Here is a 12,273-nt window from a genome sequence, read left to right as displayed (position 1 = left end):
GTGTCTGGGCCCTGCCGTCAGATCCGGCCGGGCAGCCGGTCCGGCCGGGCGTCAGGACGCGGCCGGCTCGGGGAGCCGGTCCGGCCGGGCGGCCAGCACCACGGCGAGCAGCACCACCCCCGCCGCCAGGTAGGCCACGGCCGGGCCGAGCAGCACGGCCACGCCGCCGAGCAGGAAGATCCCGACCCCGGAGAGGACGATGTTGCCGGCCACGATCGTCACCTCCACCTGCCCCATCCGCTCCCGTGGCGCCAGCCGCGCGAACGTGGCCTGGGCCCCGATCAGCCACCCGCCGCCCGCTCCGACGAGCGCGTTCGCCACGGCGAGCGCCCACGCCGGAGCGTCGAGGGCCACCAGCAGACCGGCCAGCAGCAGCGCGGCGCCCAGCGCGCTCGCCGCCACCACCTGACCGGTCACCCGGGCCAGCCAGCCGCGCCGCCCCACGACGAGCACGAACACCGCGCCGCCGAACGACGACGCCGCCAGCACGACCGGCCGCCATCCGCCGGCAGCCAGATCCGGGGCGAGCGTCTCCGGCAGCCCGCCGGACAGGACTGTGGCCAGGGTCAGCAGCGCCACACCCCGCAGCACCGGATGGGCGGCGATGATCCGGATACCGGCGGTGGCGGGCGGCCGTGGACCCCGGTGCTCCTGCCGGCGTACCGGAAGGCCGGCGAGGACCGCCGCCGCGAGCAGGAACGAGACCAGGTCGATCACGAGCGCCACCCGGGGACCGAGCGCCACCGTCACACCGGCCCCGGCGAGCAGGCCGACGACCTGGCCGCTCTGGTTGGCGAACGCGGAGAGCCCGAACAGCGGCAGCCGCAGCGGCGGCTCCACCGCCTCGGCCGTGATCGCCACGTGCACGCTCGCGTACGCGGCCCGGACCGCTCCGAGCAGCCCGGCCGCCACGATCGCGGGCACCGGCTCGGGCACCGCAGCCGGTACGGCGATGAGCACCGCGCCGGCCAGCGAGAGCCAGACCAGCATGGTGCGCCGGGCCGGCACGTCCAGCCAGCCGCTGAACACCGTCGCGACGAGCAGGGCGGGCACCGTGCGGGCGGCGTACACGGCGGCCGGGCCGAGGACCGAGTCGGTCTGGTCGTACGCGAGCAGCAGCAGGGCCGCCAGCCCGACGAAGTCGCCCAGCTCGGAGACACTCCGGGCGACGAGTAACCGGGCGGCGACCGGATGCCGGAACAGGGCCCGGTAACCGGGCGCGGGCGTCGCGGTGCCGGTCATCGATCCGACGGGTCCGTTTCCTCGACGCCGACCGGCTCGTAGTCGGCCCGCTCACGCAGGCGGCGGACCCGGAGGGTGGCGGACGCGGGCTCGGCGGGCCGGGCGTCGCCGTACAGGGAGTAGATCTCGACCCGTAGCGGCGCGACGGCCATGCCGCTCATCCGACCTCCGATCACGGCGGCGGCCGACCCGCCGTAGGCATGGACTCCGTTCGATCACCGAACCTACTCGTTAACGGCGGGTAAGGCAGCCCCGCGCCGGCAGCCCGATGTGACCGACTCGACCACCGCCCCGCCCAGCAGGAGCGTTAGGGTCGAAGGCTGACTCACTCGTTACTTCCCGGAGGTGCACACAGTGGCCGCACTGCGCCAGTACCAGGGCGTCTGGCGGATCCCCGGCGCGCCGATGCTGCTGGTTCTCGGCATCATCGGCCGGCTCGGGATCGGCATGACCCCGCTGGCGCTGCTGCTCGTCGTCGAGCAGGTCACCGGCCGGTACTCCCTCGCCGCCGTCGCCGGCGGCATCTACGCGCTCTCCGGCGCCGCGCTCAGCCCGGTCGCCGGGCGGATCGCCGACCGGGTCGGGCCCACCCCCGTCCTGCTGCTCACCGCGGTCACCCACCCGCTCGCCCTGATCGGGCTGCTCCTCGCCACCCGCTCCGACAGCGGCAACCTCGGGCTGATCTACCTGGCCTCGGGCGTCGCCGGAGCCACGTACCCGCCGCTCACCGCCGCGATCCGGGGCGCCTGGAACGACCTCACCGCCCCCGCCACCGGCCGGGGGCACCTGCGCAACACCGCGCTCGCGGCCGAGACCACCCTCTTCGAGGTCGTGTTCGTGATCGGCCCGCTGCTGGTGGCCGGCTTCGTGCTGTTCGCCGACGCCTCCGCCGCGCTCGTCGGCGCCGCGGTGGTCACCCTGGTCGGCACCGCCACCGTCGCGCTCGGCCGGGTCATGCGCGGCTGGCGCCCGCACCCGCGCGAGCATCACGCCCGGGGCCTCGGCCCGCTGCGGCTCGGCGGCTTCCCCGCGCTGCTGCTCTGCGTGGCGAGCCTCGGCATCGCGTTCGGCGCCTCCGGCGTCATCGTCCCGGCCTTCGCCGGGAACTCCGGCGCCGACGACCCGGAGAGCCTGGCCGGCGTGCTGCTCGCCGTCTGGGGCATCGGCAGCGCCATCGGCGGCTTCTGGTTCGGCGTACGCAAGCCCGCCGCCAACATGACCCGCCAGTTCGCCTGGCTGCTCGGCACCGTCGCGGCCAGCTTCGCCGTCTTCGCGGTGATGCCCGGCCCGGCCGCGCTCGGCGTCGCGCTGGTGCTCGGCGGCGCGGCCATCGCCCCCGCGCTCACCCTGGAGAACACGCTCGTCGGGCGGATCACCCCGGCCGGCATGCTGAACGAGGCGTACACCTGGGTGGTGACCATGTCGGTCGCGGCGAGCGCCGCCGGCGGCTCGATCGCCGGCCTGATCATCGACCACGCCGGCGGCGTCTCCTGGGCGTTCGTCTTCGCCGGGGTGGCGGTCGCCGTCGGGGCCGCGGTCGCCGCGCTACCAGGCGGCCCGATCGCCCGGGCCGAGGCCACAGCGGTACGCGCCGAGCAGACGCTCGCCGCCTGACCGCTCACCCGCCGGCGGTCACCACCCGCTCCACCCCGGGCAGCTTCTCCACGGCGGCCCGGATCGGCGCCGGGTCCTCACCCTGCGCCAGCAGCACCGACAGGACGACCCGTCCGTCGGCGTCCGGCCGGGCCGCGGCAGTGGTGCCACCGCAGCGCAGCCCGGTGTCCCCGCGCGCCTGCCCGATCCGGTAGTCGACCTCGCCGATCTGCGGCGCGCCGGCACCGGGCCGGAAGACGACGTCCAGCCGTACCGGAGGGTCGGCCTGACACGCGGCCGACGCCGTGGCGGACGGGGTGGCCGCGCCGCCGGCGGCCGGCATCGGCGTCGCCGGTCCGGACAGCGCCGCCATGCTCGCGGCGCCGCCGGTGACGGTCACCGCGGCCACCCCCGCCAGAACCGCGGCCCGGCGCCGGCTCCTGGCGCGCCCCCGTGCGCGCACCTCGGCCGCCGGGCTGAGCCGCAGCCCGGTCATGTCCTGCTCCAACTCCCGCAGAGCCTCACCAATGCGTGCCGACATCGACTTCCTCCTTGTCGTCGGTCAGTAGAACGGCGAGCGCGGCACGGCCCCGGGACAGGTAGGACTTGACAGTCCCCTCCGGCATACCTGTGCTCCGGGCGATCTCCGCCACCGGCAGGTCGTGGAGGTGGTACAGGACGACGACCAGCCGCTGCGCGTCGGGCAGTCGCCGTAACGCCGCCAGCAACGCCACCCGGTCAGGGTTTGGCCCGGGTGCCGGAGTCTCCCGGCCCAGCCGGGCCCGCGCGGCGAACCAGCGCCGCAGGCCGCGCCACCGGTTGGCCGTCAGGCGCCAGGCCACCGTCCGCACCCAGCCCTCCGGATCCTCGTACGCCCCGACTGCCGACCAGCGCTGCCAGGCCCGCGCGTACGCCTCCTGCGTCACGTCCTGGGCCTCGGCCAGGTCGCCGCAGAGGGCGTAGACGTGGTGCACGACCCGCCGCGCGGTCGCCGTGTAGAAGGCGTCGAAGTCCTCGGGGCCGTCCATGCCCACCTCCCGTGTCCGCTCTCACCACTCGACACCCCGATGCGGCTCCGGCGGTTGCACCCGGATCAGGTCGCTCCGGGTCGTACCCGGTCTGGCGCGTCCACCCGTGCGGACGGGGCGTGCGGTCCGGGCTGGTCGTGCGGGCCCGCCGGCCCGGTCCGCTCCGTGTTCTGTGCTCCGGGGCGGCCGGGGCGTGCGGCGGTCGTCGCGGCGGCCAGACCCAGGGCGAGGATCGTCACCGCGCACGCCAGGAGCGTGGGGCGTGCCCCGAAGGCGGCGGTCGCCGGACCGCCGAGCATCGTGCCCAGCGGTACCGCCAGCACGGTGACGGCGCCGTTCGCAGCCAGCACGCGGGGAAGGTCCACGGCGCCGGCGCGGCGCTGGAACAACGCCGTCGCGGTCGGCTGGTAGGGCGCCCAGACCAGGCCGGCGAGCGCGAACGCGGGCAGCGACAGGACGACCGGCGCGCCCAGGCCGAGCGGGAGCAGCGCGGCGCCGAACAGCGCGACGATGCCGGCGAGCGTGGTCCGCGGCGGCCATCCGCGCAGGTGACCGGTGAGCAGCCCGCCGAGCAGCGAGCCGACGCCGAACGCGGTGTAGTAGGCCGCGAGCGTACCGGCGGAGGCGTGCAGATCGTCGGTGACGTGCACCGGCATGGCGACGTAGAACGGTCCGAAGAGGAAGAAGAACGCGAAGGACAGCGACAGCAGGCCGAGCAGTGACCGGTCCCGCCCGATGATCCGGAATCCCGACGTACGCGACGGCCCCGCCCCGGCCGGGGCTGCTCGGTCACGGACAGCGGCGGCTTCTCGGTTGCGGACGACCAGGCGGTAGCTGGCGGCCAGCACGGCGAAGCTGACCGCGTCGACGGCGATCACCCACACCGCGCCGGCCCAGGCGATGAGAAGGCCGGCCAGCGGCGGGCCGACGATCGTCGCCGCCTGGCCGAACACGCCGAGCAGCGCGTTCGCGGCCAGGTGGTGCCGCTGCGGCAGCAACTCCGCCACGAGCGTGAAGCGACCGGCCGACCCCCACGGGCGCAGCAGCGAGGACACCGCGAGCAGGACGACGTAGAGACGGACGTCCAGCACCCCGGCGAGGTGGGCGGCGGGGATCGCCCCCAACGCGGCGGCGCGCACCGTCGCGTCCCAGCCGGCGAGCTGCGCCCCGCTCCGTCCACCCAGCCACCGCCCGAGCAGCACCGTGCCGGCCGCGCCCGGCAGCGTGTACGCCGCCACCGCGAACGCGGTCCAGGTGCCGCGCTGCCCGGCCGGGGCGAGTTGCAGAGCCAGCCACGTCACCGCGACAAGGGCGAGCCCGTCACCGAGAGCGGATGTCGCGAGCCCGGGGAGCAGCCGGCGCAGGACCGGTTGACCGAGCACCGGGCGATAGGGGAGGAGCATCGCGGGGGTCATGGCTCCCACCCGACCTCATACCCGGCCCGTACCCCAAGGAAGTCGCCTGACGGCAGAAGAGGCCGTGGCGGTCCGGCCCGCCGGTCGTGGCCGGACCGCGGTCTGTCGCGACGTCGCCGTCACGGTTGAGCAGGTCGCGTTGATTCGCCGCCGTAGAGGGCTGCGAAGACGCGGTGCCGCAGGATCTCGTACTGCCGGCGGCATCGCCCAGGTGGGCCCGGCGGGCGTTGCTGGACCTGACCGCCGACGACGACTTCCGGCGGCTGGAACTGGTCAGCTGTCAGGTCGACCTCGCGGCCGTCGGCCAGTCGATTCCAGTAGTGGTAGCCGATCTTGGCGTCCCCGGCGAGGACCTCGCCCAGGATCAGTTCTCCGCCGAGCAGGTCCTGAATGATCAAGGCGGTCACTCCGCATTGACCACGGGCCGGGTTGCCGGCGTGCCAATCCCGCACATCGTGTGGGTCGCAGGTATCCGCTCCCCAGCCGCTGCGCAGCACCGGCCGCAGCATCTCCAGGTCGATCGCGAGCGGGACTGATGGTTGGGCGCGCTCTTCGGACGTCATCCAGGAAGGGTCGGCCCTCGACCGGGTCGAGAGTCAAGAACATCCCCGCCAGCGGGCGCTCATCAAGAGGTGCCCGGTGCCGGCTTTATTCATGGTTGCCTGAGCGGGTGGGTGCGGGGTCGCCGCCCGGCCGTCGGTCGCCACGCAGTAGTGACGAACGACGACCAGTGGCGACGAGGCCCGCGAGGCCAGACGGCGTGACCTATGCCCTGACCTGCCAGGGTGGTCGAGCCTTACCTGTAGTTGGTGAACTGGAGCGCCAGCCCGAAGTCCTCGCCCTTGAGCAGGGCGATGACGGCCTGGAGGTCGTCCTTCTTCTTACCGGTGACGCGGAGCTGGTCGCCCTGGATCTGCGCCTGCACGCCCTTCGGGCCTTCGTCGCGGATCTTCTTGCTGATCGCCTTGGCCTTGTCCGAGTCGATGCCCTGCACCACCTTGGCGTCGATCTTGAAGATCTTGCCCGACTGCCTGGGCTCGCCGGCGTCGAGCGACTTCAGCGAGATGTTCCGCTTGACCAGCTTTTCCTTGAAGACGTCCAGCGCGGCCCGGACCCGCTCCTCGGTCTCCGCCTGGAGGCTGATCGCCTCCTCTCCCGACCAGGTGATCTCGGCACCGGTGCCGCGGAAGTCGAACCGCGTCGAGAGCTCCTTCTCCGACTGGCGGAGGGCGTTGTCGACCTCCTGCCGGTCGACCTTGCTCACGATGTCGAACGACGGGTTCGCTGCCATGCTCATGCTCCTGCTGTCCGGCGGTATGTCCTGGTCCGTCCCGCGCTGACCAGCGTGGGACCTCCTGACGGTACCCGGTTGCGGCAGTGCCGGGGGCAACCGCTATCCTTGCTTCCGCCGCCGCGTTGCGACGCGGTGGGGTGCCCTGGCGGGTTGCCCGAGCGGCCAATGGGAGCGGACTGTAAATCCGTCGCGAAAGCTACAGAGGTTCGAATCCTCTACCCGCCACCAGGTGCAGATGCGGCCCCTGACCAGCAGGAATGCTGATCGGGGGCCGTTGTCGTCCGTCTGGTCCTGGCCTCGCGGAGTCGTGTGTGCAGGGATCGACTGAGAGCTACCGGCGTCGCCGGCCGGATCAGGACTCGGGTGGCGATCCGGCGCCCAGTCGGCGCCGGCGGCGTCAGGCCTGGGACCGAGGACGGTACGTCAGGACTACTCCACCAAGCATGCCGGCGACCGGCTACTGGCCGCAGGCGAGGTGCTGAGCGTTGACATTGACGGCGTGCGCTAGAAGGAGAGGGTGGAGTCGCCCGAATCGCCGCGCGTGGCCCGGCCCGAGCCCCATGTCACGGTTGGTTCCGTCCCCGCCGGTAGTCCGGTGCCGGAGCTGCGGCTCTGGGGCATCCGCCGGTCGATCGCCCTGGCGGTCGTGGCGGCCTTGCTGCTCGTCGGAGGGCTGGTCGTTGCGGCGTTCTGGTACGCCGCCTGGCCTGGTTTCGAGCGCGACGAAACCGTCACTGTGGCCACGCTGTTCGATCTCTTGAAACTTGTCTTCGCAGTCGTGGCGGGGATCGGCGGTGTCGCCGCCTTGGTGGTCGCCTACCGGCGGCAGCGGGTGGCGGAGCACACGAACGCGCTGGCCGAGTTCGCTCACCAGCTGGCGCACGCTGCTGATCTGCGCGCCGAGGTCAGCAAGGCTCTCGCCGAAGCGGCCGACGAGCGGGCAAAGGTCGAGAGCGACCGCAATGGGGTCCGGCTCTTCAACGAACGCTTCGCCAAGGCATCTGAGCAGCTCGGTTCGGAGAAGGGAGCCGTACGCCTGGCAGGTGTCTACGCCCTGGCAGGCCTTGCTGACGACTGGCGGGAAGGGCGGCAGACGTGCATTGATGTCCTCTGCGCCTATATCCGCATGCCCTACACCCCGCCCCCGGACGCTCCGGGTGAGACGGCCGAGCAGGATGAGGATCAGGCGCCCGTAAGGGATGCGGACGATGTCCGAGCCGCCCGCGAGGAGCGGGAGGTTCGTCATACCGTTATCCGCCTCGTTGGGCGGCACTTGAGCCTTGCCGAGGACGACGCGGCCTCCTGGTGCGGCTACGACTTCGACTTCACTGGTGCCGTCTTCGACGGCGGGGACTTGTCGGGGGCGAATTTCAGTGGCGGGGGCGTCTACTTCGACGGTGCGACGTTCATCGGTGGGGACGTGTCCTTCGGCGGCGCGTCGTTCAGCGGCGGAAAGGTCTCCTTCGTCGGCGCGTCGTTCAGCGGCGGAAAAGTCTCCTTCAGCGGCGCGTCGTTCCGCGGCGGGCAGGTCTCCTTCTTCGGTGCGTCGTTCATCGGTGGGGAGGTGTTCTTCGGTCTCACGAGCTTCAGTGGCGGGGAGGTGCTCTTCGACCGGGCGACGTTCAGTGGTGGGAAGGTGTTCTTCGACAGGGTGACGGCCAGTGGCGGGAAGGCTGTCCATGTGACGTGGCCGAAGGGCGAGCAGGTGACCTTCGTGCAGCCGGCGTCCAGTGACGGGTCCGTCATCTTCAGCGGGGCGCGGTTCAGTGGTGGGGTGGTTTCTCTTGAGAGAACCACATTCAGCGGTGGGGAGGTGTTCTTCAACTACGTGACGTTCTGTGGTGGGAGAGTCTCCTTCCGTACGGCCAGATTCCAGGTTCCGCCGAGATTCGACGATGGGCTCATGGAGGATCCGCCGGACGGTCTGACCCTGCCGGAGCAGTGACGCCCCTGGACGTGGGCGATCAGTGGTGGCTCGCGGTCAACCGTCGCGCCTCGGCGAGAACGCGTGCATCGGTGTCCGCTTCGGTCTGCTCGCCGTACTCCAGCGTGTCGTAGACGTCGTCGAGCATGACCAGCTCTTCCGCGAGCGGCGTGCCGTCGTGTCCGATCACCGCGTGGGCCCACCGTGCCAGCTCGCGCGGGGAGAGAGCGCCGGCGAGAAGCCTGGTCGCCATGACGCGTACGGCGGCGTCCTCGCCCTCCTGACCGCCTTCGGGGAAGTAGGTCAGGCCGAGTTCGCCGAGGGTCGGTTCGAGCCATTGGATCAGTTCCTGACTGCCGGCCGAGGGCGAGACGCCGGCCAGGATTCGCAGCGACGGGCTGTCGACGCCTGCCACGAGGCAGTCACAGGCGGCCTCGATCACGTCGGCTGCCGTGCCCTGGCGGATGCTCCGGAGGGCGGTGGCGTCCTGGAGGCGAGTGAGCGGGTCGTCGTCGAGCACCGGCACATGGTCCGCCGCCGGAGCGGGCCCGGTCATCCCGATATCCGCCACCGCCCGCCGTCCGGCGACAGCCCGGGCCCGGAGCCTCGGCGGCCGCCTGGTGCACCCTGAGCTGTTCGGGCGTGAATGAGGGAATCATCCTCTGGCGTTCATGACAGGGGCAGGTATGGTGGTCAATGCCCGCGGGTCCGGTGGCGATCCACCGGCCGGATCGGCCCGGCGGAGCCGGCCGGGTGGCCCTGGGTTGGTGGGGTGGGGTTTCGCGTGACTTGATCCCCTTCGTGGGTGAAGGTGGGAATCCGCAATGGACGAAGGGGCTGACGTCCCTTCACCCCCATGACCTGGCTGCGTGTCGTGGGTAGCCGGGCCGAACGGCGGAACCTGACAGCTACTCGGGCTGGGCGGGTCCTCTCCGCTTTTCTGCTCCCCGGCGTTGTGGCACGATCGGGAAACCTTCACCATCCCTGTGGCAATCTCCCGACAGGAGCAATCATGTCTGGTCGAACGCTGGGCCGGCTGTTTGGCTCGCTCCTCGTGCTCGCCGCCATCGCAGGCGCCTTCGGCATCATCCCCGGCACTGGTAGCGCGCAACTCGCCGACATCGTCTGGACGATGGACGCCCCACGCTGAATCATCGAGCCGTCCGCCGCCCGGCGGACGGCGTCTCGGGTAGGAGGGGCATGGCAGGCCAGGGCCGACCTCGAAGGTCGACGGAACGTGCCTGGCTCGTCACTGCCCCTCTGGCTCTGCTGGCGGTGGTCTGCAGCACCTGCGTCGCGCTGGTTGCCGATCAACCGTTCGGCAAGTGGCCGCTCGCCTTCGTGTTCTTCGTCGTCATGGCGGGGATCAGCTTCGCGGTGCTGAACGTCTACGTCCGGCGCCAGTCGGTGGGCGTGACGCTCACCGAGGTGCCACTCATCGTGGCGCTCTACTTCCTGCCCCCGTTGAGTGTCGTCCTGATCTACACACTCTCGGTGCTGATCTGGAGCGCCTCGCATCGCTTCGGCGCGGCGAAGCTCTGGTTCAACGTCGCCAAGGCCGCGGCCGCCACCTCGCTGGCCGGCCTCGTACTCCTGGCGCTGCCGCCGCTGAAAAATGTCGGACCGGGGACGTGGGGCTCCCTTTTCCTCGCCGTCTGCGTGGTCACGCTGGTCAGCCTCGTGAGCGTGGTCGGCGTGCACGTGCTGCTCCAGGGCTGGCAGGCCGGGCGGGACGCGCTGCGCAGCATGCCGACCGCTTTGCTCACCGCCGCCATCAACGTGGCGATCGGTCTGCTCGTCCTGATCGCCCTGAAGACGACGTGGTGGTCGGCGCTGCTGCTCGCCGCCCTCTTCAGCGGCCTGGTCCTGGTCTACCGCTCCTACTCCCAGTTCTTCCGGCAGCACCGGACGCTGGCCGGGATGTACGAGCTCACCCGCCTTCTCGCCTCCGGCACCGAGCGGTCGCTCGCCGACATCCTGCTCGACCGGGTCCGCGCGCTGATGCAGGCGGAGTACGCCACGCTCTGGCTGCCCGCCCAGGGGCGGCATCCCGAGGTGCTGCTCACCGCCCGGGTGGACACGCCGGGCCTGCTGGACCTGGCGCCCACCCCGGCGAGCCTGCGCCAGCAGGTGCACAAGAAGGGTCGTACCCTCTCGATCGGCCGCTGGCTCGGCGGAGATCCGGCGTTGCGGCAGGCCGCGGGGGAGGAGCGGGTCAAGGACGCCATCGTGGTGCCGCTGCGCTCCGGTCAGGCCGTGATCGGCACGCTGGAGGTGACCAACCGGCTCAGCGACATCGGCCACTTCGCCCCCGGTGACATCCCCGTCTTCGAGACGGTCGCCGCGCACGCCGCGGTGGCGCTGGAGAACTCCCGCCTGGTCGACCGGCTGCGGCACGACGCCGACCACGACGCGCTCACCGGCCTGCCCAACCGGCGGCGCCTCACCTCGTCGGTGGCGGAGGCGGTCAAGATCCGTGCGCCGGGCGAGGTGGTGGCGCTGCTGCTCTTCGACGTCGACCGGCTCCGCCAGGTCAACGAGTCGCTGGGCCACGCCGCCGGTGACAAGGTGCTCATGGAGGTGGCCGAGCGGCTGCGCGCGTGCGCGCCGTCCTCGGCGCTAGTCGGCCGGGCCGGTGGGGACGAGTTCCTGGTGACGCTCCGGCTGGAGAGCACCGAGGCGGCCCTGGAGCTGGCGGCCCAGTTGCGGGAGCAGATCCGCGACGAGATGGTCTTCGACTCGCTGACCCTGGACGTCGACACGGTCGTCGGGGTGGCCGTCCACCCGGATCACGGCAGCGACGCGGTGGCGCTGCTGCAACGCGTCGACCTGGCGGCCACCGCGGCCAAGTCGGTGCCGGGCAGCGTCCAGCTCTACAGTCCGGCGCTGGAGTCCCGGTCGCTGCGCCGGCTCGGTCTCGCCGGCGACCTGCAACGGGCGCTCGACGAGGGCGAGCTGGAGGTCTACTTCCAGCCCAAGGTCACGCTGCGGGACCGCCGCCTGGTGGGCGTGGAGTGCCTGGCCCGGTGGGAGCACCCGGCACACGGCAGCGTCGCCCCGGACGACTTCGTGGCGGTGGCCGAGCACACCGGCCAGCTCGGCCGGCTCACCGAGTTCGTGCTCCGGGAGAGCCTGCGGCGCAGCCGGGACTGGAGCCACGGCGAACAGCCGCTGTCCGTCGCGGTCAACCTCGCCGCGCGTACGCTCACCGACCAGCACTTCCCGGCGCTGGTACGCGACCTGCTGGCCGAGTACGGCGTACCGCCGCAGCGGCTGACGCTGGAGGTCACCGAGGCGGGTGTCCTGGACGGCACCGAACGTCCCATACCGACCCTGCGCAGCCTCCGTGACCTCGGTGTCCGCCTCTCGGTGGACGACTTCGGCACCGGCAACTCGTCGCTGGCGCAACTGCGCCGGCTGCCGGTGCACGAGGTGAAGGTGGACCGGTCGTTCGTGCAGGGCATGGCGACCGACCCGGGCGACCTGGCGATCGTCAACGCGGTGGTGACGCTGTCCCAGCAGTTCGGCCTGGCGGTGGTGGCCGAGGGCGTGGAGAGCGAGCTGACGCTGGAGCTGCTCCAGGACATCGGCTGCGAGATCGGCCAGGGCTTCCTGTTCAGCCGCCCTCTGCCGTACGAGCGGCTGGAGGCCTGGTTCGGTGCCCAGGTCGACCCGGAGACGGTGGTCGCGGGGGAGCTGCCGCGTCTGCGAGTGGTGCCCTGACCAGGGCGGACACGCACCTGGGGGATCCGATTTCACCTGCGCGACGCGGTCGTG

12 protein-coding genes and 1 tRNA gene are annotated in these 12,273 nt (G+C 72.0%); 5 read left to right on the top strand and 8 right to left on the bottom strand.

Annotated elements, in window-relative coordinates; translation table 11 throughout:
* Positions 1-51: 51 nt before the first annotated feature.
* Both IRY44_RS17865 and IRY44_RS17860 read right to left on the bottom strand, forming a co-directional pair.
* Positions 52-1,242 (bottom strand): hypothetical protein, encoded by a 1,191-nt coding sequence (locus IRY44_RS17865; RefSeq protein WP_194801441.1) that lies wholly within the window; start codon positions 1,240-1,242, stop codon positions 52-54.
* A complete protein-coding gene (locus IRY44_RS17860; protein WP_162959299.1) occupies positions 1,239-1,403 on the bottom strand; it encodes a hypothetical protein in 165 nt (54 codons plus the stop codon). Before IRY44_RS17860 ends, IRY44_RS17865 begins: the two co-directional genes overlap by 4 nt.
* A 193-nt stretch (positions 1,404-1,596) precedes the next feature.
* Between IRY44_RS17860 and IRY44_RS17855 the strand changes: the two genes are divergently transcribed.
* A complete protein-coding gene (locus tag IRY44_RS17855) occupies positions 1,597-2,856 on the top strand; it encodes an MFS transporter (protein ID WP_194801440.1) in 1,260 nt (419 codons plus the stop codon).
* A 4-nt stretch (positions 2,857-2,860) separates the two neighbouring features.
* On the opposite strand, the gene IRY44_RS17850 is transcribed toward IRY44_RS17855, so the two are convergent.
* The 5 genes from IRY44_RS17850 to IRY44_RS17830 form a co-directional block, all read right to left on the bottom strand.
* Positions 2,861-3,376, bottom strand: a complete 516-nt coding sequence (locus IRY44_RS17850) for a hypothetical protein (protein ID WP_194801439.1) — start codon at positions 3,374-3,376, stop codon at positions 2,861-2,863.
* A complete protein-coding gene (locus IRY44_RS17845) occupies positions 3,357-3,863 on the bottom strand; it encodes a SigE family RNA polymerase sigma factor (protein WP_194801438.1) in 507 nt (168 codons plus the stop codon). Before IRY44_RS17845 ends, IRY44_RS17850 begins: the two co-directional genes overlap by 20 nt.
* A gap of 65 nt (positions 3,864-3,928) precedes the next feature.
* Complete coding sequence (locus IRY44_RS17840; RefSeq protein ID WP_194801437.1) at positions 3,929-5,278, bottom strand: MFS transporter; 1,350 nt, start codon at positions 5,276-5,278, stop codon at positions 3,929-3,931.
* Positions 5,279-5,397: 119 nt separating this feature from the next.
* Positions 5,398-5,841: a hypothetical protein gene (locus IRY44_RS17835; protein WP_194801436.1), complete on the bottom strand. Its 444-nt coding sequence runs from the start codon at positions 5,839-5,841 to the stop codon at positions 5,398-5,400.
* A 233-nt stretch (positions 5,842-6,074) separates the two neighbouring features.
* Positions 6,075-6,569 (bottom strand): YajQ family cyclic di-GMP-binding protein, encoded by a 495-nt coding sequence (locus IRY44_RS17830; RefSeq protein WP_194801435.1) that lies wholly within the window; start codon positions 6,567-6,569, stop codon positions 6,075-6,077.
* 147 nt (positions 6,570-6,716) lie between these two features.
* Here IRY44_RS17830 and IRY44_RS17825 point away from each other — a divergent pair.
* Both IRY44_RS17825 and IRY44_RS17820 read left to right on the top strand, forming a co-directional pair.
* Positions 6,717-6,800: transfer RNA gene (locus IRY44_RS17825), tRNA-Tyr, on the top strand.
* Between the two features lie 367 nt (positions 6,801-7,167).
* On the top strand, positions 7,168-8,517 hold the full coding sequence (locus IRY44_RS17820; protein WP_194801434.1) for a pentapeptide repeat-containing protein: 1,350 nt from the start codon (positions 7,168-7,170) through the stop codon (positions 8,515-8,517).
* 19 nt (positions 8,518-8,536) lie between these two features.
* On the opposite strand, the gene IRY44_RS17815 is transcribed toward IRY44_RS17820, so the two are convergent.
* A complete protein-coding gene (locus tag IRY44_RS17815; RefSeq protein ID WP_228532305.1) occupies positions 8,537-9,016 on the bottom strand; it encodes a hypothetical protein in 480 nt (159 codons plus the stop codon).
* 492 nt (positions 9,017-9,508) lie between these two features.
* On the opposite strand from IRY44_RS17815, the gene IRY44_RS17810 reads away from it, so the two are divergent.
* Both IRY44_RS17810 and IRY44_RS17805 read left to right on the top strand, forming a co-directional pair.
* The gene (locus IRY44_RS17810) at positions 9,509-9,646 is read left to right on the top strand and encodes a hypothetical protein (RefSeq protein WP_162959301.1); all 138 of its coding nucleotides are present in this window, start codon (positions 9,509-9,511) and stop codon (positions 9,644-9,646) included.
* Between the two features lie 50 nt (positions 9,647-9,696).
* On the top strand, positions 9,697-12,219 hold the full coding sequence (locus tag IRY44_RS17805; RefSeq protein WP_194801433.1) for a bifunctional diguanylate cyclase/phosphodiesterase: 2,523 nt from the start codon (positions 9,697-9,699) through the stop codon (positions 12,217-12,219).
* The last annotated feature ends 54 nt before the right edge of the window (positions 12,220-12,273 follow it).

The organism is Micromonospora sp. ANENR4 (assembly GCF_015354395.1).
Classification (GTDB): Bacteria; Actinomycetota; Actinomycetes; order Mycobacteriales; family Micromonosporaceae; genus Micromonospora; species Micromonospora aurantiaca.
Note: the sequence above shows the minus strand (reverse complement) of the source record. Positions and strands in the feature narration are given on the sequence as shown.

What these genes read in the sequence shown, in the direction of transcription:
- IRY44_RS17845 (WP_194801438.1), bottom strand. Translation starts at nt 3,863, where the DNA reads ATGGACGGCCCCGAGGACTTCGACGCCTTCTACACGGCGACCGCGCGG.
- IRY44_RS17805 (WP_194801433.1), top strand. Translation starts at nt 9,697, where the DNA reads ATGGCAGGCCAGGGCCGACCTCGAAGGTCGACGGAACGTGCCTGGCTC.
- IRY44_RS17830 (WP_194801435.1), bottom strand. Translation starts at nt 6,569, where the DNA reads ATGGCAGCGAACCCGTCGTTCGACATCGTGAGCAAGGTCGACCGGCAG.
- IRY44_RS17840 (WP_194801437.1), bottom strand. Translation starts at nt 5,278, where the DNA reads ATGACCCCCGCGATGCTCCTCCCCTATCGCCCGGTGCTCGGTCAACCG.
- IRY44_RS17835 (WP_194801436.1), bottom strand. Translation starts at nt 5,841, where the DNA reads ATGACGTCCGAAGAGCGCGCCCAACCATCAGTCCCGCTCGCGATCGAC.
- IRY44_RS17810 (WP_162959301.1), top strand. Translation starts at nt 9,509, where the DNA reads ATGTCTGGTCGAACGCTGGGCCGGCTGTTTGGCTCGCTCCTCGTGCTC.
- IRY44_RS17860 (WP_162959299.1), bottom strand. Translation starts at nt 1,403, where the DNA reads ATGAGCGGCATGGCCGTCGCGCCGCTACGGGTCGAGATCTACTCCCTG.
- IRY44_RS17850 (WP_194801439.1), bottom strand. Translation starts at nt 3,376, where the DNA reads ATGTCGGCACGCATTGGTGAGGCTCTGCGGGAGTTGGAGCAGGACATG.
- IRY44_RS17865 (WP_194801441.1), bottom strand. Translation starts at nt 1,242, where the DNA reads ATGACCGGCACCGCGACGCCCGCGCCCGGTTACCGGGCCCTGTTCCGG.